Origin of the sequence: Bordetella pertussis 18323 (assembly GCF_000306945.1) — a bacterium.
Classification (GTDB): Bacteria; Pseudomonadota; Gammaproteobacteria; order Burkholderiales; family Burkholderiaceae_B; genus Bordetella; species Bordetella pertussis.
In genome coordinates this window covers 2,052,295-2,073,999 of record NC_018518.1, presented here as the reverse complement: position 1 = coordinate 2,073,999, position 21,705 = coordinate 2,052,295, and the positions used below count along the sequence as shown (strand labels likewise).

Annotated in this window: 19 protein-coding genes and 3 pseudogenes; 17 read left to right on the top strand and 5 right to left on the bottom strand. The window is 67.5% G+C overall.

Annotation, left to right across the window (positions count from 1 at the left end; all coding sequences use genetic code 11):
* Positions 1 to 171: 171 nt before the first annotated feature.
* The 3 genes from BN118_RS09730 to BN118_RS09720 all read left to right on the top strand — a co-directional run bounded on the left by BN118_RS09730 (position 172) and on the right by BN118_RS09720 (position 1,637).
* Positions 172 to 366: a hypothetical protein gene (locus BN118_RS09730; RefSeq protein ID WP_019247642.1), complete on the top strand. Its 195-nt coding sequence runs from the start codon at positions 172 to 174 to the stop codon at positions 364 to 366.
* A gap of 156 nt (positions 367 to 522) precedes the next feature.
* Positions 523 to 1,407 (top strand): hypothetical protein, encoded by an 885-nt coding sequence (locus BN118_RS09725; RefSeq protein ID WP_010930237.1) that lies wholly within the window; start codon positions 523 to 525, stop codon positions 1,405 to 1,407.
* Positions 1,408 to 1,418: 11 nt separating this feature from the next.
* The gene (locus BN118_RS09720; RefSeq protein ID WP_003818577.1) at positions 1,419 to 1,637 is read left to right on the top strand and encodes an oxidoreductase-like domain-containing protein; all 219 of its coding nucleotides are present in this window, start codon (positions 1,419 to 1,421) and stop codon (positions 1,635 to 1,637) included.
* Positions 1,638 to 1,644: 7 nt separating this feature from the next.
* On the opposite strand, the gene BN118_RS09715 is transcribed toward BN118_RS09720, so the two are convergent.
* On the bottom strand, positions 1,645 to 2,073 hold the full coding sequence (locus BN118_RS09715; RefSeq protein ID WP_003818579.1) for a copper resistance protein NlpE: 429 nt from the start codon (positions 2,071 to 2,073) through the stop codon (positions 1,645 to 1,647).
* 227 nt (positions 2,074 to 2,300) lie between these two features.
* Here BN118_RS09715 and BN118_RS09710 point away from each other — a divergent pair, with 227 nt between their 5' ends.
* From BN118_RS09710 to BN118_RS09685, 6 genes are all read left to right on the top strand, one after another.
* Positions 2,301 to 2,747 (top strand): carboxymuconolactone decarboxylase family protein, encoded by a 447-nt coding sequence (locus BN118_RS09710; RefSeq protein WP_003810437.1) that lies wholly within the window; start codon positions 2,301 to 2,303, stop codon positions 2,745 to 2,747.
* On the top strand, positions 2,740 to 3,645 hold the full coding sequence (locus BN118_RS09705; protein ID WP_003818580.1) for a sigma-70 family RNA polymerase sigma factor: 906 nt from the start codon (positions 2,740 to 2,742) through the stop codon (positions 3,643 to 3,645). The genes BN118_RS09710 and BN118_RS09705 overlap by 8 nt, the downstream gene beginning before the upstream one ends.
* A gap of 144 nt (positions 3,646 to 3,789) precedes the next feature.
* The gene (locus BN118_RS09700) at positions 3,790 to 4,116 is read left to right on the top strand and encodes a hypothetical protein (RefSeq protein ID WP_003818581.1); all 327 of its coding nucleotides are present in this window, start codon (positions 3,790 to 3,792) and stop codon (positions 4,114 to 4,116) included.
* Positions 4,117 to 4,140: 24 nt separating this feature from the next.
* On the top strand, positions 4,141 to 4,359 hold the full coding sequence (locus BN118_RS09695) for a DUF3820 family protein (protein WP_003810443.1): 219 nt from the start codon (positions 4,141 to 4,143) through the stop codon (positions 4,357 to 4,359).
* Positions 4,360 to 4,408: 49 nt separating this feature from the next.
* Positions 4,409 to 5,026, top strand: a complete 618-nt coding sequence (locus tag BN118_RS09690; protein ID WP_010930239.1) for an NUDIX domain-containing protein — start codon at positions 4,409 to 4,411, stop codon at positions 5,024 to 5,026.
* The gene (locus tag BN118_RS09685) at positions 5,023 to 5,364 is read left to right on the top strand and encodes a 2Fe-2S iron-sulfur cluster-binding protein (RefSeq protein ID WP_003818584.1); all 342 of its coding nucleotides are present in this window, start codon (positions 5,023 to 5,025) and stop codon (positions 5,362 to 5,364) included. The genes BN118_RS09690 and BN118_RS09685 overlap by 4 nt, the downstream gene beginning before the upstream one ends.
* Before the next feature lie 33 nt (positions 5,365 to 5,397).
* On the opposite strand, the gene BN118_RS09680 is transcribed toward BN118_RS09685, so the two are convergent.
* Both BN118_RS09680 and btr read right to left on the bottom strand, forming a co-directional pair.
* Positions 5,398 to 6,552, bottom strand: coding sequence for an alpha/beta hydrolase (locus BN118_RS09680; RefSeq protein ID WP_003818585.1), 1,155 nt, complete (start codon positions 6,550 to 6,552; stop codon positions 5,398 to 5,400).
* A complete protein-coding gene (gene btr / locus BN118_RS09675) occupies positions 6,549 to 7,277 on the bottom strand; it encodes an oxygen-responsive transcriptional regulator Btr (protein WP_010930241.1) in 729 nt (242 codons plus the stop codon). Before btr ends, BN118_RS09680 begins: the two co-directional genes overlap by 4 nt.
* Before the next feature lie 337 nt (positions 7,278 to 7,614).
* Here btr and clpB point away from each other — a divergent pair, with 337 nt between their 5' ends.
* The 8 genes and pseudogenes from clpB to bvgR all read left to right on the top strand — a co-directional run bounded on the left by clpB (position 7,615) and on the right by bvgR (position 17,146).
* On the top strand, positions 7,615 to 10,212 hold the full coding sequence (gene clpB / locus BN118_RS09670) for an ATP-dependent chaperone ClpB (protein ID WP_003818587.1): 2,598 nt from the start codon (positions 7,615 to 7,617) through the stop codon (positions 10,210 to 10,212).
* 315 nt (positions 10,213 to 10,527) lie between these two features.
* Positions 10,528 to 10,881 (top strand): annotated as a pseudogene (locus BN118_RS19495) (autotransporter outer membrane beta-barrel domain-containing protein); the annotation flags it as partial.
* An 87-nt stretch (positions 10,882 to 10,968) separates the two neighbouring features.
* The gene (locus tag BN118_RS09665; RefSeq protein WP_005012067.1) at positions 10,969 to 11,919 is read left to right on the top strand and encodes an IS481-like element IS481 family transposase; all 951 of its coding nucleotides are present in this window, start codon (positions 10,969 to 10,971) and stop codon (positions 11,917 to 11,919) included.
* Positions 11,892 to 13,133 (top strand): annotated as a pseudogene (locus tag BN118_RS09660) (TRAP transporter large permease). The gene BN118_RS09665 and the pseudogene BN118_RS09660 overlap by 28 nt, the downstream one beginning before the upstream one ends.
* 55 nt (positions 13,134 to 13,188) lie before the next feature.
* Positions 13,189 to 13,875, top strand: a pseudogene (locus BN118_RS09655) (DUF2848 domain-containing protein).
* Positions 13,876 to 13,935: 60 nt separating this feature from the next.
* Positions 13,936 to 15,285, top strand: a complete 1,350-nt coding sequence (locus BN118_RS09650) for an amidase (RefSeq protein WP_010930606.1) — start codon at positions 13,936 to 13,938, stop codon at positions 15,283 to 15,285.
* A gap of 57 nt (positions 15,286 to 15,342) precedes the next feature.
* Entirely contained in the window at positions 15,343 to 16,137 is a 795-nt protein-coding gene (locus BN118_RS09645) for a putative hydro-lyase (RefSeq protein ID WP_010930607.1), read from the top strand.
* A 133-nt stretch (positions 16,138 to 16,270) separates the two neighbouring features.
* Positions 16,271 to 17,146, top strand: a complete 876-nt coding sequence (bvgR, locus tag BN118_RS09640) for a virulence regulation phosphodiesterase BvgR (protein ID WP_003816497.1) — start codon at positions 16,271 to 16,273, stop codon at positions 17,144 to 17,146.
* 43 nt (positions 17,147 to 17,189) lie between these two features.
* On the opposite strand, the gene bvgS is transcribed toward bvgR, so the two are convergent.
* Together bvgS and bvgA are read right to left on the bottom strand one after the other, a co-directional pair.
* On the bottom strand, positions 17,190 to 20,906 hold the full coding sequence (gene bvgS, locus BN118_RS09635) for a virulence factors two-component system sensor histidine kinase BvgS (protein ID WP_014905777.1): 3,717 nt from the start codon (positions 20,904 to 20,906) through the stop codon (positions 17,190 to 17,192).
* A gap of 8 nt (positions 20,907 to 20,914) precedes the next feature.
* Positions 20,915 to 21,544, bottom strand: coding sequence for a virulence response regulator transcription factor BvgA (gene bvgA / locus BN118_RS09630; protein ID WP_010930609.1), 630 nt, complete (start codon positions 21,542 to 21,544; stop codon positions 20,915 to 20,917).
* Positions 21,545 to 21,705 lie beyond the last annotated feature (161 nt).

Sequence of the window (21,705 nt, the reverse complement as noted above, 5' to 3'; positions counted from 1 at the left end):
TGTACGGGTAAACCCTTATTCGTGCCGCCGCGCCGGGCCCGCCGCCTGGCTTGACGTCGCCGCCCGGGCTGGTAGTATGGGCGCGACCGCCTGTCGAGGCGGTCTTCTTTTGGTCGGCGCGTACTGTTCCCGAAAGGGCTGGAGCAGGCGCGCCGCTTGCTATCGACGGTCATGAACGCCACAGCTCCTGCCAGCCGCACCACGCTTTCCGCCGGGCCCGCCCGTCGGTGGGCGCAACGTTGCGCGCCGCGGGCGGCGCATGGCCTGGGCGCCATCGACGCGCTCGATCTCGCACGCCGGGCCATGCTGCTGGCCTCGTACGAGGTGGCCGCGCGTTCGGCTTATGCGCGCGCCAAACCCGGCTGAGCAGACAAGCACGCCATTTCCCCGCCACACCGCCCGCGGCGGCGCATTGCGCCACGCGGCGGCCCGGCCCGCTCGCGCGCATCCCTGGCGGATGCGCGGGCCGGACCGGCCTCGAGCCTGCGTGGCGCGCCATGTCTCGTCCTGTCCGATAGCGTTATGCAACTTACCAAGAATTTCGTCAAAGCCAAGAACCCCTGCACGGCCGGATACCGGTGGTTCCTGCGCGACCACAACGGCCATGGCGAGTACCAGCCCGTGCTCGACGCGCTGGTGGAGGCCGGCCGCATCGACGACGCCATGTGGCTGATCGACCAGTTCGGCCCCACCGACCAGGTGCTGAACCTGGATACGCTGGACGCGCCGGCCCTGGTGTTCGCCGGCACCGTGACGGTGCGGCGCGGGATCACCGTCGACGGGGTGCTGCGCGCGGGACGCAATATCGTCTGCGGCGCCGGCATTCGCGCCGGCACGCTGGTGCAGGCCGGCGAAGGCATCGACGCGCGCGGCAGCATCGTCTGCGACGGCGACGTCCAGGCCGGCGGCGATATCCAGACCACCTGGGGCGTCCAGGTGGGCAAGCGCCTGACGGTGGGCGGACAGTTGCGCGCCGGCTGGGACATCCGCACCGGCGGCGACCTGAACGTGGCCGGGCCCATCCGGGCGGGCGACGCGGTGGTCAGCGGCGGCATTCTGAAATGCGAGCAAGGCATCCGCGCGGGGCAGGACGTACAGGCCGAATACGACATCAACGTGGTCAGCGGCATCCAGGCCGGCGGCTCCATCCTGGCCGGCGGCCACGTGGAAACGGGCTGGGGCATGATTGCCGGCCACGATATCGTGGCCGACGGCGCGATCCGCTCGGGCGAAGGCCTGGAGGCGGGCGGGCGCATCGAGGCCGGCGAGGGGCACGGCGTGTACGCCGGGCTGCGGGTGCGCGTCGATGCCTGGCCCGATTCGGCGCGGGTCGCCGCCGCGCGTTGCTTCGGGCCGCTGCTCAGCGGCCACTGGATCGGCGCGGCCGCCCTGGATGCGCAGGCATAGCGCCGCGGCGCATGGCGTATCCTAGGGCTATGCAAAGACTTCCCGACCAGGCCGTGGCCGGCGACCCCAGGCCGCAGCCGCCCGAGCCGCCCGAGCCCTCCGATTGCTGCCAGAGCGGCTGCATTCCGTGCGTCTACGATCTCTACGACGAGGCGCGCGAGCGCTACCAGGAAGCGCTGCGCGCCTGGCGCGCGCGCCATCCCGAGGCGGCAGGCGGCGGCGACGCCTGACCCGCCGTCACTGGCTGCGCTTGAGCACGTAGTGCTCGGCCAACGGGCCGCTGGGCAGGGTGCCGTCTTGCGACATCATGGTCAGCCGGTTTTCGCCGACCTGGTAACGGTAGTGATCGCCGGCGCTGTCGAGCTCGATGGCGTTGTCGCCCGTCAGCCAGCCGAATCTGCCTTGCACCGTGTCCGGGCGGGGCTGGCGCTCCAGGTACTGGGTCTGCAACTGGTAGGTGTTGTCGGCGCGCAGGGTCAGCACCGTGCGGATGCCGGGGCAGTCGGCGCACGGCAGCACGCCCTGGTACGTGCCTTGCCAGTCCAGCGAATTGCGCGAGGTATGCGTATCGGGCGGCGGCGCGCCCTCGGGCGTATCCGAGGGGGCGTTCGCGTTGCAGGCCGACAGCAGGGCGGCAAGCGCCAATACGGGTAGCAGGGTTTTCAAGATGCGCTCCTTTTTGCTGATCAACGCCAACCATAGCTGGCGTTGCGGTTGGCGGGGTAACCGGATATTGACTGCCCATGCCTCGCCGGCGCAATCAGCGGGCATCCACGCGGCAGGTTGAAATTTTTTGTTTCATCTTTGATGGCGCCGCCTGTCACGCGGGCCGGGGCCGCCTCGTCTTGTCTGCATGGTCCGCCATGGTGGGGGGCCGCCTCGGAGAAACCGCAATGAAGCCCCGCATGAATCCCTACACCGTCGCCCCTCGGACCATGCAGGCGCTGATGGCCCTGCAGTCGTACGTCAACGATTGCGGCCTGGAGCACAGCCTGCTCGAACTGGTGAAGATGCGCGCCTCGCAGATCAACGGCTGCGCGTTCTGCCTGAACCTGCACTATACCGAGGCGCGCAGGCAGGGCGAGAGCGAGCTGCGCCTGCAATTGCTCAATGCCTGGCGCGAATCGCCGCTGTATACGGCGCGCGAGCGCGCCGCGCTGGCCTGGACCGAAGCGCTCACGCTGCTGGCGCAGACCCGGGCGCCCGACGCGGACTATGCCGAGCTGGCGACCCACTTCGACGAACTGGAACGGGTTAACCTGACGATGGCCATCAATACCATCAACGCGTGGAACCGGATCGCCGTGGGGTTCCGCAGCCTGCATCCCGTCAATGAGTAAAACCGCCGCCATTACGATCGATACGCCGGGCGCGGACGATTTCGAGCCGCACCGGCGCCACCTGTACGGACTGGCGTACCGGATGCTGGGCTCCTGGTCCGAGGCCGAGGACATCGTGCAGGAAACCTGGCTGCGCTGGCGCGAGATCGATCCGGCCACGCTGGACAATGCGCGCGCGTTTCTCTCGCGCATCGCGACCCGCCTGTGCCTGGATGTGCTCAAATCGGCGCGCGTTCGCCGCCAGGTCTATGTCGGCCCCTGGCTGCCCGAGCCCCTGCCGGACGCGCAGGCCTATGCCGGTGCGGCCCCGGGCGAGATCGCGCATGACGTATCGGTGGCGCTGATGCTGGCGCTGGAACGGCTGTCCGCATCCGAGCGCGCCGCCTTCCTGCTGCACGATGTGTTCGATGTGCCGTTCGCCGAGATCGCCGGCACGCTGGGCCGCACCGAGGCAGGCTGCCGCCAGTTGGCCGCGCGCGCCCGCAACCGCGTGCGCGAGTCGCGGCCGCGCTTTGCCGTGGAAGAAAGCGAGGGCATCCGGCTGGCGCGCGCCTTCATCGACGCCGCGCAGCATGGCGACGTGGACATCCTGCGCCAATTGCTGGCCGATGACGCGGTGCTGCACAGCGACGGCGGCGGCAAGAAACTGGCGTTCATGCGCCCCATACAGGGCCGCGCCAATATCGTGCGCGCCTTCGCCGGCCTGGCACGCAAGGGCCAGAGCGACCTGTCGTCGGTGCGCATCGTGCAGCTCAACGGCATGCCGGCCATCTACGGCATCGAGCGCGACGGGCTGCCGCGCACGATTTCGCTGGGCGTGTGCGGCGGGCGCATCGTCCGCGTCTACATCATGCGCAACCCCGACAAGCTGGCGCACCTGGCCCGATTCACCGGCTGATCCGCCGGGGCGGGCAGGCGTGCGCTCTTGTTGCCCTTGTTGCCGATTGGCACGCACGGGCGCGGCCGCGCCGGGCTACCATAGGCGCAGCCATCCGGCGGCCGCCATCGGCCGCCCGGCGCACCGTATCGTCACGAGGTAACCATGAAGACCACCCACCGCATTCTTGCCGCCGGCCTGCTGGCGGCCTTGTGCGCCGCCGCCTCGGCGGCCCAGGCGCAGGCCGTGCAGCAGCAATACCAGTATCCCAGCGCGCCGTCCAAGGATGGCAGCCAGTCCCCGCCCTCGACGTTGCGCATCACCGAGACGCCGGGCGCCGCGGCCGTTCCCATTCGCGACACCCCCGAGAGCGTGCGCGAGTACCAGCGTTGCCGCGACGTCTCGGACCGCGCCGCCGTGTCCAACGAGCAAATGCGTGCCGGCGTGGCGCAATGCCTGAAAGAGCTGGAGGCGCGCCGGCAGGCGGGCTGAGACCGGGTACATCAGGCGGCGTCCATGAATCCACAATTGCTGGCGCTGCTGGTCGAGCGCGAAATGCCCTACGGCAAGTACAAGGGCCGTCTGATGGCCGACCTGCCGGGCCATTACCTGGCCTGGTTCGCGCGCAACGGTTTTCCGGCCGGCGAGATCGGCCGCCTGCTGGCGCTGATGCACGAGCTGGATCACAACGGCCTGCGCGACCTGCTCAAGCCCTTGCGCGGCGGGCGCGCCTGACCTTCTGCGCCGCGCCGGCGATGGTAAGCTGGCTCTTTTCCGCGCGGCCGTGTCGGCCGCCCGCATGCCCGCGAATGCCATGAGCGCCGATCCGTCCGATTCCTCCCATCTCGTCGAAACCCTGGTCAGCAGCGAAACGCTGTGCGATGGCGGGTTCCTCAAGGCGCGCCGCGACACCGTGCGCCTGCCCAGCGGCCGCAACGCCACGCGCGAATACATCGTGCATCCCGGTGCGGTGGTGGTGGTGCCGCTGCTCGATGACGGACGGGTGCTGCTCGAGCGGCAGTTCCGCTACCCCATCGGCCAGGTCATGACCGAGTTCCCGGCCGGCAAGTTGGATCCGGGCGAAGACCCGCTGGCTTGCGCCAGGCGCGAACTGCTCGAGGAAACCGGCTATACGGCAGGGCAGTGGGCCAGCGCCGGCGCGCTGCACCTGGCCATCGCGTATTCCACCGAAATCATCCACATTTTCTTCGCGCGCCAGCTGCGGGCCGGCACGCGCCAGCTGGACGAAGACGAATTCCTCGATGTGCACAGCGCGACCGTGCCCGAGCTGCTGCAAGCCTGCCGCGAAGGGCGCGTCACCGACGCCAAGACGCTGACCTGCGTGCTGTGGCTGCAGAATGTGCTGGCTGGCGACTGGCCGCTGGACTGGCAGCCCGCATGAATCCGGCGGGCCACGAGGTAGAGGTCCGCCCGCAGGGCTGGCGGTTCGACGCGCGTCCCGGCGAGTCCTTGTTGCGGGCTGCCGCGCGCGCCGGCATCCGGTTGCCCAGTTCCTGTCGCAACGGAACCTGCCGCACCTGTCTTTGCCGCCTGGTCGCGGGCGAAGTCGCCTATCTGGTCGAATGGCCGGGCGTCAGCGCCGACGAGAAGGCGCAGGGCTGGATCCTGCCTTGCGTGGCGCAGGCGCTTGCGCCGGTGGCCATCGAGGCGCCGCAGGCAACGCCCTTGCCGCCCAAGCCGCCGCCTTCCACGCTGTTGACAGGCGCCAGGCGGGCCTGACGGGGCGGACAGCCCGGGCCCCGGGGCCGCGCTTCAGCGCCGGGCGGGCAGGCAGGCCGGACCGTCGGGCAGCGGCGCGCTGCGATCGCCCAGCAGCGCGCGCGCACCGCAGCTGGAGCTGAACATCTGCGCGGCGTCATGGCCGGCATCCACCACTTCCTGGGCGTCGTGGTGCCACGCCACCGACCTGGGCAGGCGCGGCGCCAGCACGCCGGCTTCGTAGCGCCAATACCCCAGCCCCCGCGCCAGCCGCGTGGCGCCTTGCGCCTCGGCGCCGCAGCTCTTGTCCAGCAGCTGATGCTCGGGGTTGTTGTCGGCCGATCCCAGCAGATAGGTGACGTGCCGCTGGGCATAGCGCGCCGGCAGGCTGGCCGGGTCCAGGCCGCGCGCATAGGCGGGCAGGTGATCCAGGCCGTACTTGTATTGGTTGTAGGTGGGGCAGATGCCGCGCTCGTAAGGGGCATGCCCCTTGCCGTCGGCGCGTGGGCGCTCCGGCGACAGGTACAGGTACGAGGACGGATTGGCGACCACGTATTGCAGCGTCAGGCCTTCGCGGCGCAGGGTCTCGTCCAGGCTGTTGAGCACCGCGTAGCGCTGCACCAGCTGGGCCCCGCCCGAATGGCCGGCCAGCACGATGGTGCGCAGGGCCGGCAGGCGGGACGAATCGCTCAGCTCGCGCAACAGGTCGTCGAGCACCTGCAGCGAGCTGACCGGCGCCGGACGCCCCCTGGCCTGCATGCTGAGCTCGCCGTCCTCCCAGGAGGCGCGGCGCCAGGCCGGCATGGCGGCAAAGCCCGCGTCGATGGCGCTGGCGAACTTGGGCGCGATGACCAGGGTGTCTTCGGCGCGCTCGGGATTGGCCGCGAACAGCGCCGTCACCGTGCCGTGGATGGAAGCCGCGTTGCGCTTGACCCCGTGCAGGACGATCACCAGGCGCCGGATGCCGCGCAGGTCGTCGCGCTCCAGGTTCTTGCTGCTGTAGAGGGGGAAGGCATAGCGGTGCCCGGGCGGGCCGATCTTCAGCGGCTTCCACTGCGGCGGCGCGGCGCGCGGCGCCACGATGGGATCGCCGTAGGGGTCGGCCTCGGCGTCCTGCGCCCATGCGCCCCCGCACAGCAGTCCGGCGGCCAGCAGCGCGCCTATGCGGAAAAGGCCGGATACCATGGGCGCCCGCGGCGTGCCGGTCAACAGCTTTCTTGGCCGATCAACTGCTTCAGGCCGGGCAGGTCGATCAGGCGGACTTCGCGTTGATTGATGCGGATCAAGCCCTCGCGGCCGAAGCGCGAGAATAATCGGCTTACGGTCTCCAGCGTCAGGCCGAGGTAGTTGCCGATCTCCTCGCGGCTCATGCGCAGCACGAATTCGGTCGACGAATAGCCGAGCGCCGCGTAGCGCTGCGACAGATTCAGCAGGAAGGCGGCCAGCCGCTGTTCCGAGCGCATCGCGCCCACCGTCGCCAGCATCTGGTGCGAGCGGGTGATCTCGCGGCTCATCAGGCGGCGGAATTGCTGCTGCAGCGATGGCAGCTGGGTCGAGACGCGGTCGATCTCCGGCAGGCGAATGACGCAGACCTCGGAGTCTTCAAGGGCGACGGCGCTCGAGACGTGCTTGCTCTCGATCATGCCGTCCAGGCCGACGATTTCGCCGGGCAGATGAAAACCGGTGATCTGCAGCTGCCCGCTGGAATCCTCGAGCTGCGTCTTGAGCGAGCCGAAGCGCACGCCGTAGACGGCGTCCAGGGGATCGTCGAGTTCGTAGAGCGTTTTGCCGCGCTCCACGCGCACGCGCTCCTTGACGAGTTCGTCCAGTTTCTCGACTTCGTTGGCAGGCATGCCTACGGGGACGCAGACGTGCCCCAGCATGCAGCTGGAACAGTGTGCCGCATCCGGTGAAAGGGGAACCCGTCTTTGCATGTGATACCTCTGGCAATGCGTAAGGGCCGGTGCGCCGCGAGCGCCCGGCACGCTAGGAATCGTTACATTGTAGACCGGACCGTGCGCGGCAGTTTGACGGAGTGGTTACAACATTGCGCGCCATCGTCGCTGCGCCCGGGGCCGGCCCGGCCGGCCGCATGGCGCGGCTTGGACGAATGCGTATATGCTGGCGGGACAAGGTGTTGTAACGAGCAAGTCGTCATAACGGCAACAGGGGCGGGCGCAAGGTCTTGAAATGCCCTGCATTGCCCGCATTTTCAGATCATCGGGCTGACCGCGACCCCGGTCGGGCTCTCTCATCTGCTAACCGTACATTATGCGATTCGACAAACTTACCACCAAGTTCCAGCAGGCCCTGGCGGACGCGCAAAGCCTGGCCGCCCGTAACGATCATCCCTATATCGAGCCCGTCCATGTGCTGGCGGCCCTGTTGGGCGACCCCGACAGCGGCGCGGCCAGCCTGCTGGCGCGCGCCGGCGTCGCCGTCAACCGCGTGCAGCCGGCCATCGACAGCGCCCTGAAAGGCCTGCCGCAGGTGCAGGGCGACGACAATGTCCAGGTCGGGCGCGAGCTGCAAAGCGTGCTCGTGCGCACCGACAAGGAGGCCGCGCGGCGCGGCGACACCTACATCGCCAGCGAGCTGTTCCTGCTGGCGCTGGCCGACGACAAGGGCGACGCCGGCCGCATCCTGCGCGAGGCGGGCCTGCAGAAGAAGGCCCTGGAAGCGGCCATCGACGCCGTGCGCGGCGGCGAGAACGTCTCGGGCGCCGAAGGCGAGTCCAACCGCGAGGCGCTGTCCAAGTACACGCTGGACCTCACCGAGCGCGCCCGCCAGGGCAAGCTGGATCCGGTCATCGGCCGCGACGACGAAATCCGCCGCACCATACAGATCCTGCAGCGCCGCACCAAGAACAACCCCGTGCTGATCGGCGAACCCGGCGTCGGCAAGACCGCCATCGTCGAAGGGCTGGCGCAACGCATCGTCAACGACGAGGTGCCCGAGACGCTGCGCGGCAAGCGCGTGCTCTCGCTGGACCTGGCGGCGCTGCTTGCCGGCGCCAAGTTCCGTGGCGAGTTCGAGGAACGCCTGAAGGCCGTGCTCAAGGAGCTGGCCCAGGACGACGGCCAGAACATCGTCTTCATCGACGAACTGCACACCATGGTCGGGGCGGGCAAGGCCGAAGGCGCCATGGACGCCGGCAACATGCTCAAGCCGGCGCTGGCGCGCGGCGAGCTGCATTGCATCGGCGCCACCACGCTGGACGAATACCGCAAGTACATCGAAAAGGATGCCGCGCTCGAGCGCCGCTTCCAGAAAGTGCTGGTCGGCGAGCCCGACGTGGAGTCCACCATCGCCATCCTGCGCGGGCTGCAGGAGCGCTATGAGCTGCACCACGGCGTCGAGATCACCGATCCGGCCATCGTGGCGGCGGCCGAGCTGTCGCACCGCTACATCACCGACCGGTTCCTGCCCGACAAGGCAATCGACCTGATCGACGAGGCCGGCGCACGTATCCGCATGGAAATCGACTCCAAGCCCGAAGTGATGGACCGGCTGGACCGGCGCATCATCCAGCTCAAGATCGAACGCGAAGCCGTCAAGAAGGAAACCGACGACGCCTCCATGCGCCGCCTGGCCGTGATCGAGGAAGAGCTGGAGAAGCTGCAGCGCGAATACAACGACTACGAGGAAATCTGGAAAGCCGAGAAGGCCGCCGTGCAGGGCACGCAGGCCATCAAGGAAGAGATCGACCGCGTGCGCGCCGAGATGGCCGAACTGCAGCGCAAGGGCCAGTTCGACAAGCTGGCCGAGCTGCAATACGGCAAGCTGCCCGAGCTCGAGGCGCGCCTGAAGGCCGCCGACAGCGCCGAGCGTGAAGCCGGCGAATCCGACAGCGGCAAGCCGCGCCTGTTGCGCACCCAGGTGGGCGCCGAGGAAATCGCCGAGGTCGTCTCGCGCGCCACCGGCATCCCGGTGGCCAAGATGATGCAGGGCGAACGCGACAAGCTGCTGCGCATGGAAGATTTCCTGCACAAGCGCGTCGTGGGCCAGGACGAAGCCGTGCGGCTGGTTTCCGATGCCATCCGGCGTTCGCGCGCGGGCCTGGCGGATCCGTCGCGCCCGTACGGTTCGTTCCTGTTCCTCGGGCCCACCGGCGTGGGCAAGACCGAGCTGACCCGTGCCCTGGCGGATTTCCTGTTCGATTCCGAAGAGCACATGATCCGCATCGACATGAGCGAATTCATGGAGAAGCATTCCGTGGCGCGGCTGATCGGCGCGCCGCCGGGATACGTGGGCTACGAAGAAGGGGGCTACCTGACCGAGGCGGTGCGCCGCAAGCCGTACAGCGTGATCCTGCTCGACGAGGTCGAAAAGGCGCACCCCGACGTGTTCAACGTGCTGCTGCAGGTGCTCGACGACGGCCGCCTGACCGATGGTCAGGGGCGCACGGTGGACTTCCGCAACACGGTCATCGTCATGACGTCCAACCTTGGGTCGCAGCACATACAAAGCATGGCGGGCAAGCCGTACGAGGTCATCAAGGAAGTCGTGTGGGACGAGCTCAAGCACACGTTCCGCCCCGAGTTCCTGAACCGTATCGATGAAGTCGTGGTCTTCCATGGCCTGGAAGCCCAGCACATCGAGTCCATCGCCCGGATCCAGCTCAAGCGGCTGGGCGAGCGTCTCGAGAAGCAGGAGATGCGCCTGGACGTGTCCGATGCGGCGCTGGCGGAAATCGCACGTTCGGGCTTCGACCCGGTGTTCGGCGCCCGGCCGCTCAAGCGAGCCATCCAGCAGCAGATCGAGAATCCGGTCGCCAAGCTGATTCTCGAAGGCGTGTTCGGACCGCGCGATGTGGTGCCGGTCGACTGGCAGGACGGCAAGTTCGTCTTCACGCGCACTTTGCAATAACGCCGCCGACAGGCGCCGCCACGCGCGGCGCCGCGTCTCTCAACCCCTGGATCCAATGGACCAGGGGTTTTTTCTGTTCGCTCGCATCGCGATTTCAGGGTGGCCTCGCGGTGCCTTCGGCTCGGAGAAAGGCCGATGCGACACCATCCGCAAACACTTGCCTATGGTCGGATGGGCGATGCCGATAGGAGACTTGGTTGTGTGCTTGTGTATGGAAATGCTTAGTCGAGTGCTTTCATTTTCGCAAGTGTGCAGATCATTCTTGATAAACGGCATGCTCATTCATGTGGGTGTGCGTAAGACAAGTCCTAGCCTATGTTCATCCATCGAAAATCGCATCGCGTGCGCGTCGGCCGGCGCGTGCATCGCGTTCCGGCTTCTGGGCGCCATTGCTGGCGTTGGCGGCTCGCCGCGCTGGCGGGTTCGGGCGCGATATGCGCGGCGCCCGCCTGGGCCACTGGCGCGGGCCAGGACGACCTGCGCCAATGGTTGGCCCCGCCCAGCCGAAAGACGCCCGAGGTCTCGCCGCCGGGGAAGCAGGCAGCGGCCGCGGGCATGGCAGGCTTCGGCTCGCTGAGCGCCGGCGGCCTGGACCAATGGTTGGCGCCGTCGAGCAGGCCTGCCCCGGTCCGGCCCGGCAGCCCTTCCGGCTCGCTAGCTGTGAAGATTCAATAGGTTGTATGCATGGTTCATCCGAACCGGATTTGAGAAACTGGAAATCGCCGATCCCCCAGTTCACTCAAGGAGCCCGGCCGGATGAACACCCATAAGCATGCCCGATTGACCTTCCTACGTCGACTCGAAATGGTCCAGCAATTGATCGCCCATCAAGTTTGTGTGCCTGAAGCGGCCCGCGCCTATGGGGTCACCGCGCCGACTGTGCGCAAATGGCTGGGCCGCTTCCTGGCTCAGGGCCAGGCGGGCTTGGCCGATGCGTCCTCGCGCCCGACGGTCTCGCCCCGAGCGATTGCGCCGGCCAAGGCGCTGGCTATCGTGGAGCTGCGCCGCAAGCGGCTGACCCAAGCGCGCATCGCCCAGGCGCTGGGCGTGTCAGCCAGCACCGTCAGCCGCGTCCTGGCCCGCGCCGGTCTGTCGCACCTGGCCGACCTGGAGCCGGCCGAGCCGGTGGTGCGCTACGAGCATCAGGCCCCCGGCGATCTGCTGCACATCGACATCAAGAAGCTGGGACGTATCCAGCGCCCTGGCCACCGGGTCACGGGCAACCGACGCGATACCGTTGAGGGGGCCGGCTGGGACTTCGTCTTCGTGGCCATCGATGACCACGCCCGCGTGGCCTTCACCGACATCCACCCCGACGAGCGCTTCCCCAGCGCCGTCCAGTTCCTCAAGGACGCAGTGGCCTACTACCAGCGCCTGGGCGTGACCATCCAGCGCTTGCTCACCGACAATGGCTCGGCCTTTCGCAGCCGCGCCTTCGCCGCGCTGTGCCATGAGCTGGGCATCAAGCACCGCTTTACCCGACCTTACCGCCCACAGACCAATGGCAAGGCCGAACGCTTCATCCAGTCGGCCTTGCGTGAGTGGGCTTACGCTCACACCTACCAGAACTCCCAACACCGAGCCGATGCCATGAAATCCTGGCTACACCACTACAACTGGCATCGACCCCACCAAGGCATCGGGCGCGCTGTACCCATCTCCAGACTCAACCTGGACGAATACAACCTATTGACAGTTCACAGCTAGGCGTGCTGGGCCTGATCCTCGATCCGCTTTTCTCGATGCTGCCGCTGACGCGCGCCATCGGCGAGGTGACCTGGAGCGCCAACAACGAATTCCTGCTGGTCGCCATCCCGCTGTTCATCATGCTGGGCGAGGTGCTGCTGCGCGCCGGTTTTGCCGAACGCATGTATGCCGCCATGAGCCTGTAGCTGTCCTGGCTGCCGGGCGGGCTGATGCACGCCAACATCGGCGCCTCCACGCTGTTCTCCGCCACATCCGGCTCCAGCGTGGCCACCGCCGCCACGGTGGGCACGGTAGCGATCCCGCAGATCAAGAAGTACGGCTACAACGAGCCGCTGTTCCTCGGCAGCCTGGCCGCCGGCGGCACGCTGGGCATCCTCATCCCGCCGTCCATCAACCTGGTGATCTACGGCGTGCTGACCAACTCGTCGGTACCCAAGCTGTACCTGGCCGGCATCATCCCCGGCTTCGCGATGGCGGCCCTGTTCATGATGACGGTCGTGGTGGCCTGCGTCGCCAAGCCGTCATGGGGCGGACACCGCATCCAGGCCTCCTGGGCCGAGCGCATCGCCAGCCTGGTGCACCTCGGGCCGCCCATGGGGATCTTCTTCCTGGTGGTCGGATCGATCTACGCCGGCCTGGCCACGCCGACCGAGGCTGCCGCGCTCGGCGTGCTGGGCGCGCTGATCCTGGCCGCCTGGTTCCGCCGCCTGACCTGGACCATGCTGCGCGAGGCGATCGAAGGCACCATGCGCTCGACCGCCATGATCATGCTGATCGTGCTGGCGGCCAGCTTCCTGAACTTCGTCATGTCGGCCACCGGCCTGACCGATGCGCTGGTGCAGTCCATCACGGGGCTGGGGCTGTCGCCGGGCTGGATGCTGCTGATCGTGGTGATTTTCTACCTGGTGCTGGGCTGCTTCATGGAAACGCTGTCCATGATGATCACCACGATCCCGATCGTGGCGCCCATCATGATCGCGCTGGGCTATGACCCGATCTGGCTGGGCATCCTGATCATCGTGCTGGTCGAGGCCGCCCTCATCACGCCGCCCGTCGGCCTGAACCTGTTCGTGGTGCAAAGCCTGCGCAAGAGCGGTTCGATGACGGCGGTCATCAACGGCGCGCTGCCGTTCGTGCTGGCCATGTTCGTCATGTTGGCGCTGCTGGCCTTCTTCCCCGACCTGGCGCTATGGCTGCCGCGCGTGTTCGGGTAATCGTCTAGGGACAGGCGCGGCCATGGCGGCCGCGCGCTTTACTGCAAGGTATCAAATGAAAATCGCATTCCAAGTCCAGGCCGATGGCGCCACCCGCACCGTCGAGACCGAAATCCGCAACCTGGTCGTGGCCGGCTGGGCCGGACGCGACCGCGCCGCCATCGAACACCACATCGAGGAGCTCGCGGAACTGGGCGTACCGCGCCCGAGCAGCGTGCCGCTGTATTACCGCATCGCCGAGAACCAGTTGAGCCAGGCCGGCCGCGTGTAGGCCGTCGGCCCCGATTCGTCGGGCGAGGCCGAAACCTTCGTCTTCAGCGTCGGCGGCGAACTGTACGTCAGCCTGGCCTCCGACCATACGGACCGCAAGCTGGAGGCCCATAGCGTCGCCCTGTCCAAGCAGGTCTGCGTCAAGCCGGTGGCCAGCGACGCATGGCGCCATGCCGACGTGGCCGAGCACTGGGACGAACTGGTGCTGCGCTCGTACATCGTCGAGAACGGCGCCGAGGTGCTGTACCAGGAAGGGACGCTGGCCTCGCTGCGCACGCCGCAGGACCTGATCGCCGGCTACACGCAGGGCCAGGCATCGCTGCCCGAGGGCACGGGCATGACCTGCGGCACGGTGGCCGCCATCGGCGGCATCCGCGCCTCGACCACGTTCATCATGGAGCTGCACGATCCGCGCCGCCAGCGCACCCTGCGCCACCGCTATGATGTGGAAGTATTGCCGGAAATCGCCTGAGCGGCCGGCGGGCCTTTCCTCAACCCCCAACCGCCGCGGCGCGGCACACGGATTGTTCCCATGCTACCGACGTTGAAACAACAAAGCCTGGCCTTGCAGGAAGGCCGCGACACTTCCAGCGGGCTGACGCAAGCCGCCCTGGCGCGCGCCGCCGATCCGGCCGGGGAGGGCGCGCGCGTCTTTACGCGCGTGTACGCCGAGCAGGCCCGCGCCGAGGCCCGCGCGGCCGATGCGCTGCGCGCCGCCGGCGTCACGCGCTCGGCCATCGACGGCCTGCCCATCTCGATCAAGGATCTGTTCGACGTCGCGGGCGAAACCACCATGGCCGGCTCGGTCGCGCGCCAGGGCGAGCCAGCCGCGGTCCGCGACGCGGTGGTGGTGCGGCGCCTGCGCGCCGCCGGCGCGGTCATCGTCGGACGCACCAACATGACCGAGTTCGCCTATTCGGGCCTGGGCCTGAACCCGCACTACGGCACGCCCCGCAACCCCTGGGATCGCGCCACCGGGCGCATTCCCGGCGGCTCCTCTTCGGGCGCGGCCGTCTCGGTGACCGACGGCATGGCCAGCGGGGCCATCGGTTCGGACACCGGCGGATCGGTGCGCATCCCGGCCGCGCTGTGCGGCCTCGCGGGTTTCAAGCCCAGCGCGCAGCGCGTGTCCATGCAGGGCGTGTTGCCGCTGTCGGCCAACCTCGATTCGATTGGCCCGCTCGCGCCCTCGGTGCGGTGCTGCGCCACGCTCGACGCCATCCTGGCCGGCGGCGACGACGCGGACATGCCCGCGCCGGCCGCGCTGCGCGGCCTGCGCCTGGCAGTACCGACCACGCTGGCGCTCGACGGCCTGGATGCGCATGTGTCGGCCACTTTTGCCGCGACGCTGGCGAAACTGGCCGAGGCGGGAGCGTGTATCGACGAAATCGCCGTGCCGGAGTTCGCGCAACTGGCCGACATCAACAGCAAGGGCGGCTTTACCGCGGCCGAGGCCTGGGCGTGGCACCGCGACTTGATCGAACGCGCCGCCGATCGCTACGACCCGCGCGTCGTGGCGCGTATCCGCCGCGGCGCCGACATGTCCGCGGCCGACTACATCGACCTGCTGGCGGCCCGGCAGGCCTGGCGGGCCGGGGTCGAGGCGCGCATCGCCGGCTACGATGCCCTGGTCCTGCCGACCGTGCCGGTCGTCGCGCCCGCCATCGCCGACCTGGAAGCCTCCGATGCCTTGTTCGGCTCCACCAACCTGCTGATCCTGCGCAATCCCACGCTGATCAACTTCCTCGACGGCAGCGCGCTCAGCCTGCCTTGCCACGAGGCCGGCACCGCCCCGGTCGGACTGATGGTCGCCGCGGCCAATGGCTCGGACCGGCGCGTGCTCGCCATCGGCATGGCCATCGAAGACCTGCTGGGCGGGTAACCATCCGGCGGGCCGGCGGTGCGCCGGCCCGCCCCTTACCATCGAGTTGCTGCCATCATGACGATTCTTTCCCTGGCCGGCGCGGGCCATCAGGCGCGCCTGGACGCGCGCGGCGGGATGCTGACCGGGCCCACGGCCAACCTCGCGCCCGGCCATGTACAGGCCAACCTGGCCATCCTGCCGCAGGCCGTGGCGGGCGACTTCCTGCGCTTCTGCCAGCGCAATCCCAAGCCATGCCCCTTGCTGGCGGTCTCCGAACCCGGCGACCCGTCCTTGCCCGAGCTCGGCCTCGATATCGACATCCGCACCGATGTGCCGCGCTACCGCGTCTGGCGCGACGGCAAGCTGGTGGACGAGCCGCTCGACGTGCGCGGCCTGTGGCGCGACGATCTGGTGGCCTTCCTCATCGGCTGCTCCTTCTCGTTCGAGGAGGCCATGCTCGAGAATGGCCTGCCGGTCCGCCACATCGAGCAGGGCTGCAACGTGCCCATGTACCGTACCAACATCGCCACGCATCCAGCCGGCCCGTTCTCGGGGCCGCTGGTGGTTTCGATGCGGCCGCTGAAGGCCGCGGACGCAATCCGCGCCATCCAGGTCACGTCGCGCTTTCCGTCCGTGCATGGCGCGCCCGTCCATCTGGGCGACCCCGCATTGATCGGTATCGCCGACCTCGGCCGTCCGGACTACGGCGACGCGGTCGAAATCCGCGCCGGCGAGATACCGGTTTTCTGGGCCTGCGGCGTTACGCCGCAATCGGTCGTCGCGGCCGTGCGTCCGGAATTCTGCATCACCCATGCGCCCGGCCACATGCTGGTCACCGATCTGCTCAACAGCCGGCTGGCCGCCTTCTAAGAGATGGGCGAACGCGCCCACGCAGTACGATTGGGAAAAGTACGGCGGACATGTGAGTTGTATCCTATGGCTTGGATGGCATCGGTCCATTCCAATATGACGTTGTTCATTTCGCCAACGTCAGTACTGCTCCATGATCCACTGGACCAACAGCGCTCGCAGCAGCTTCGAGGCTTCCCTCAGTCCGTCCCGGCGCACCCTGCGCGCCCGGCTGGCGCCCGTCGAAGGGCCCACCGTCGCAGAACTGCGCGCCGCGCTCAAGCGCGATGAATTCATTCCAGCATTCCAGCCCGTGGTCGATGCCGGCACGGGCAGCCTGTTCGGCGTGGCCACGACGATACAGTGGGCGCACCGGCATTGGGGGCTGGTGCCCGAGCACTGCTACATGGCCGCCTTGGTGCGCGACAACCTGCATATCGCGCTGGCGCAACAGCTGCTGGCGCAGGTTTTCGACCTGGCCGCGGCCATGCGCCGCGGCAACCGCCATGTGGGGCTGTTCATCCAGCCAGAGCCCATATGCCTCATGAGCCGCAGCTACAGCGACGACGTCCTGCGCAATCTGGACCACCGCGGCCTGCCCCCGTTTGCGCTGACGCTGGCCGTTTCGCCCAGCCTGCTGCAGTCGCCCTATGGCCAGCAAAGCCTGCATAGCCTGCGGCGGCTGCACCGGGCCGGATGCAACCTGGTGCTTACCGTCAGCACGTTCGATGCCGAGTCGCCGCCGCACCTGGACGCGCTGGAAATCTGCGGCATCGCCCTGATGCCAGAACTCATGTATGCCCTGCGCCAGGGCGGCAGGGCCGGCGAGGCGTGCCGTGCCATCGCACAGCAGGCCTCGGCGCAGCGGATTCCCGTCATGGCCGCCGGCGTGGTCGACGAGGCCATGGCCCAGGCCGCCGATCTGCTGCCATGCCGGTATCTGCTGGGCGACCATGTGGCCCCGCCCATGACGGGCCAGCGCTTCCTGTATTGGTACTACCGCCGCGAGATGCCGCCCAATTATCCGTAAGGTCCGCGCAAGCAGGGATGCCGGTTCGGGCGGGTTCGTGGCTTCAGGGCTGATCTTGATGCGGCCGTTGCTCCAGCCAGGCGCGCAGTTGCGTCTCCAGCGCGGCGGACTGCGCCGCAAGCGTACGTACCAGGCCGTCGATTTCGGGTGAGGGGCCAGCCTGGCCTTGCGCTTTTTTCTCCAGCGCCAGCACAGTGTCTATCATGGCCTTGGCATCGACCACGCGCGCGCCGCCGGCCAGCCTGTGCGCCATGTCCGAGACCTTCGGCCAATCGGCCTGCTGGTGCAGCTTTTGCAATTGGTCGACGTCCGCCCGGTTGGTGCGAATCACTTCTTCGAGCAATTGCCGGATCAGCGCCTCATCGTTCTGCGTCAAGGCAAGAATCGACTCGGCCGAGAACGCCGTCGGGGTGGCGTCGTCCGTGGCCGGCGCGGCAGCCTGGGGCGAGGGGGGCGTGGGGAGCGCGGCCCGTGCCACGGCTTCGTTCAAGCGTTGCCGCAAGGCGTCCACGCCGATCGGCTTGAACAGGCAGTCGTCCATGCCGGCGGCGCGGCAGCGCTGCGCTTCGTCCATCTGCGCCGAAGCCGTGAAGCCGAACAGAATGCACCGCGTACGTCCGTAACCGGGCGCGGCCTCGGCGGCGCGTATGCGGCGCGCCAATTCGTAGCCGCTGATACCGGGCATGTTGCAATCGGTGATCACGACGTCGAACGCATGCTCGCGCCACAGGGCCAGGGCGGCTTCGCCGGAGTCGGCGGCGATGACACGCTGGCCCAGGTAGTCCAGCTGCTGGCGCAGCAGCATCAGGTTGGGTTTGTGGTCATCGACGACCAGCACGCGCAGCGATACCTGCGGCTTGGACGGCGTGGCCGCAGTGGCCGCAGCGGGCGGCGCGGCCTGCACGGATTTTTCGACCATGGTCAGCCTCAGGTCCACCGAAACCGTTGTGCCCACCCCTGGCGCGCTGCGCATGACCAGCGTTCCCCCCATCAATTCGACGAGGCGCCGGCTGATGGACAGGCCCAGGCCGGTGCCCGGCGCCGGCCCGGCCTCGGCGCTGCCACCCACTTGCGAGAACGGTTTGAACAGCTGCCGTTGGTCGGCCTCGCTGATGCCGCAGCCGGTGTCGCTCACGCTGAACTGCACGTGCGCGGCGTCGCCGTCGGGGCGTGCGGTCACGGCAAGGACAACCTGGCCTTCGGTGGTGAACTTGATGGCGTTGCCCACCAGGTTCGAGAGCACTTGCTTCATGCGCAAGGGGTCTATCAATACATCGTCGACGCCCACGATGTCGGTCTTCAATACCAGCTCTATGCCTTTTTGGCGCGCCAATCCGTCGAAGACGCGGATCGCCCCTTCGGGCAGGACGCGCAGCGCCGTGCGCACCGGCGCCAGGTCGAATTTTCCCGCCTCGATCTTCGCAATGTCCAGGATGTCGCCTATCAGCTCCAGCAGGCTGCGGGCCGAGTCGTACGCGACCTGGATGGACTGGCGATCCGGCTCCTGGTCGGTCGGACGGAGCAGCGCCAGCTCCAGCATGCCGATGATCGCGTTCATCGGCGTGCGGATCTCGTGGCTCATCGTTGCCAGGAACGTGGTCTTGGCCCGGTTGGCGGCGTCGGCGCTTTCCTTGGCGTCGTGCAGCTCGCGCAGCAGCTCGGCGCGTTCGGTGATGTCGATCCAGCCGCCGATGATGCCCTTGAGTTCGCCCAGCGAGTCGCCGTACGGAATCGTCCACTGGTAGACATGGCGGGTGCGGCCGTGCAGCGTGACATCGCGGTCCTCGAAGCGCGGCTCGCGCTCGGCGGCCACGCGCGTGAGCAGGAACTCGTGCATTTCGCGGGCCAGCGCCGGGTCGCCCACCACGTTGGCTTCCGGAATGGTCTTGCCCAGTACCGCATCGGCAGTCACGCCAAAGGTGTCGAGGTAGGCGTCATTGCACAACAGCATGCGGCCTTCCTTATCGCGCACATAGATGGGGTTAGGCGTGCCGTCGATGAGCACGCGCATGAATTCCAGCTGGTCGTTCAGCGCCCGCTCGGCCCGCTTGCGCTGGCGGATCTGGCGCCGCAGGTAGACGATCCAGCTCAGGAACAGCAGGGCCGACAACAGGCCCAGCCCGATCAGCAGGTAGATCTCGTTGCGGTAGGCGTACCAGGTGCGCGGATCGCCGTCGCTGCCGCGCCAGCGGCTGATGATGGAGGCGAGCTCGTCGTTCGAAATGCTGTAGAGCGCCTTGTTCAGGATGGACATCAGTTCGGTCTGGCCGCGCGTCGTCGCCAGCGCGATCTCGGCCGGGGGCAGGTCCAGCGCCGAGGCGATGCGCAGCTTGCCGGCGAAGTAGCGGTTGACGTAATAGCTGGCGCTGATCTGCGTCTGCACGACGGCGTCGGCCTGTCCATTGGCCACCATCAGCATCGCCTCGCTCGGGTTGTCGGCGGTCACCACCTTCGCCTGGGGATAGCGCCGCTGCAGCAGGGGAATGGCGGCGCTGTTGCGCACCAACGCGACCGTGCGGCCGTCCAGATGATCGGCGTCGACGGGCGCGTCGGGGTCCTGGCGCGTGACGATCACCATGCCATTGCGCACATACGGCCGGCTGAAACTGAGGAAGGACTCCCGCGCGCTGTTGACGAACAGGGCGCCGGCCATGTCGGCTTCGCCCGAACGCAGCTTGGCTATCAGTTCCTCGACCGTGTCGACGCCGATGATCTCGAAGTCCAGGCCGGTGCGCAATTGCAGCAGCTGCAGCACGGCGGCGCTGATCCCGCCGAACTGTTCGTCGGTGCGGAACAGGGTGAAGGGCGCGAACAGATTCAGGACCGCCACCTTGACGACGGGGTGGTCTGCCATCCATTGCTGCTCGCGCGCGGAATACGCGGGGTGCGCGAAATCGAGCGAAATGCTGCTGCCCAGTCCCCAGCGGTAGATCAGGCTGCGGTGTTCGGAAGGCGGAATGGCTTCGAGTACGGCGTTGACCACCCGCAGCAGGCGGGTGTTGTCGGCGCGCACGCCGAAGGATTCTCCGCCCGTCGCGATATGGGCCGGGGCGACTACGCGAACGTCATTGAAATAGCTTTGCGATACGAGGTGCGAGGTGGTCAGGGCATCGCCGATGAATACGTCGGCCTGCCCATAGGCCACCGCGGCCAGCGCCTGCTCGGATGAGGGGAAGTAATGCAGCGTAGCCTGCGGGTAGGCCCGTGCGAGCGTTTCCTTGGGCAGGTAGTTGATGTCGACCGCCAGCCGCTGGCCGGCCAGGTTCGAGGCTGGAACGTGGCGTGCGCCGATGGGCATGACGATCACCGGGTGGTCGGCGGCGTAGGGAACGCTCAGACGCAGGCTCTGTTGCCGGCCGTCCGTGCCATTGACGGTGCCGATGAGGTCGGTCTGCCCGCTTTCCAGCGCGCTGAGGGCTTGTTCGCGCGTGGGGTATCGCAGCACTTTCGCCTGCATCCCCAGGTTGTGCGCGATGATCGCCATGTAGTCGGCCGTCAGGCCTTCGTAGCGTTCGCCATAGGTGACGTCGAACGGAGGAATGTCCGGTGCGTACACACCCAGCGTCAGTACCCGCTTGCGGGCCAGCCAACGCCAGTCGTCGCCGTCGAGCGCGACCTCGACGTCGGGAACGGCAGCCTTGCCGACCAGGGTCAGCTCCTGGCTTGCCTGCGCGGGCGCCCATGCCAGCAAAGCCCATGCCAATAGCGCCTGAGCCAGGCAGATCAGACTGCGGGGGTACAGGCGGTGCGGGGCGGGCATGCGCGGCGCTAGGCGAGATTGTTGCGTTTGGCGAGGTCTATCAGTTCCACCAGCGACGTGGCGTTCAGCTTCTGCAGCAGGCGCGTCTTGTAGGTGCTGACGGTCTTGTTGCTGAGGAACATGCTGTCAGCGATGTCCTTGTTGGACATGCCTTGCGCCAGCAGTTGCAGGACGGTCAGTTCGCGGTTGGACAACACGCTGATGAGCGTACTGTCGCTCTTGGCGTTGTCGCCCATGCGCATCTCGCTGAGCGTGGTGCTGGGGAAGTAGGTGTAGCCGGCCATCACCGCCTTGGCGGCATTGATGACCTCGTGCAGGTTCTCGTGTTTGCACACGAAGCCTGCGGCGCCGGAGTTCAGGCAGCGGCGGGCGAACAGCGAAGGCGGCTGGCCGGTCAGCACCAGCACGCGCAGCGGCAACCCCAGCGATTGCAGCCGGGCGATGACTTCCAGCCCGTCCAGCTTGGGAATGCCGATGTCGAGTACGACGAGGTTGGGAATTTTCTCGCGGGCGATCTTGAGCCCGTCAATGCCGTTATCGGTTTCGCCGATGACTTCGAATCCTTCCTTTTCCATCAGGACCCGGACGGCGAATCTCAGTACAGGGTGATCGTCAATGATGAGGACTTTGTTGTACATGATAAGAAGAATATGCTTTGAGTTTCGTGGCGAGAAAAAAATCCTGCAACGCGTAATGTCATTGATGCGTCAAAGGAATGGCTGCGAAATTTCACATTCTCCTATACGTCAGCAAGCAACGATACGGGCATGAGTGCTGCTAAACAGTATCCTATACCAAA

Bases quoted from the DNA above. Each gene is read 5' to 3' on its own strand.
- BN118_RS09645 (WP_010930607.1), top strand. From the start codon at position 15,343: ATGACGATTCTTTCCCTGGCCGGCGCGGGCCATCAGGCGCGCCTGGAC.
- bvgS (WP_014905777.1), bottom strand. From the start codon at position 20,906: ATGCCCGCCCCGCACCGCCTGTACCCCCGCAGTCTGATCTGCCTGGCT.
- BN118_RS09730 (WP_019247642.1), top strand. From the start codon at position 172: ATGAACGCCACAGCTCCTGCCAGCCGCACCACGCTTTCCGCCGGGCCC.
- BN118_RS09685 (WP_003818584.1), top strand. From the start codon at position 5,023: ATGAATCCGGCGGGCCACGAGGTAGAGGTCCGCCCGCAGGGCTGGCGG.
- bvgA (WP_010930609.1), bottom strand. From the start codon at position 21,544: ATGTACAACAAAGTCCTCATCATTGACGATCACCCTGTACTGAGATTC.
- btr (WP_010930241.1), bottom strand. From the start codon at position 7,277: ATGCAAAGACGGGTTCCCCTTTCACCGGATGCGGCACACTGTTCCAGC.
- BN118_RS09650 (WP_010930606.1), top strand. From the start codon at position 13,936: ATGCTACCGACGTTGAAACAACAAAGCCTGGCCTTGCAGGAAGGCCGC.
- BN118_RS09695 (WP_003810443.1), top strand. From the start codon at position 4,141: ATGAATCCACAATTGCTGGCGCTGCTGGTCGAGCGCGAAATGCCCTAC.
- BN118_RS09725 (WP_010930237.1), top strand. From the start codon at position 523: ATGCAACTTACCAAGAATTTCGTCAAAGCCAAGAACCCCTGCACGGCC.
- BN118_RS09720 (WP_003818577.1), top strand. From the start codon at position 1,419: ATGGCGTATCCTAGGGCTATGCAAAGACTTCCCGACCAGGCCGTGGCC.
- BN118_RS09705 (WP_003818580.1), top strand. From the start codon at position 2,740: ATGAGTAAAACCGCCGCCATTACGATCGATACGCCGGGCGCGGACGAT.
- bvgR (WP_003816497.1), top strand. From the start codon at position 16,271: ATGATCCACTGGACCAACAGCGCTCGCAGCAGCTTCGAGGCTTCCCTC.
- clpB (WP_003818587.1), top strand. From the start codon at position 7,615: ATGCGATTCGACAAACTTACCACCAAGTTCCAGCAGGCCCTGGCGGAC.
- BN118_RS09710 (WP_003810437.1), top strand. From the start codon at position 2,301: ATGAAGCCCCGCATGAATCCCTACACCGTCGCCCCTCGGACCATGCAG.
- BN118_RS09665 (WP_005012067.1), top strand. From the start codon at position 10,969: ATGAACACCCATAAGCATGCCCGATTGACCTTCCTACGTCGACTCGAA.
- BN118_RS09700 (WP_003818581.1), top strand. From the start codon at position 3,790: ATGAAGACCACCCACCGCATTCTTGCCGCCGGCCTGCTGGCGGCCTTG.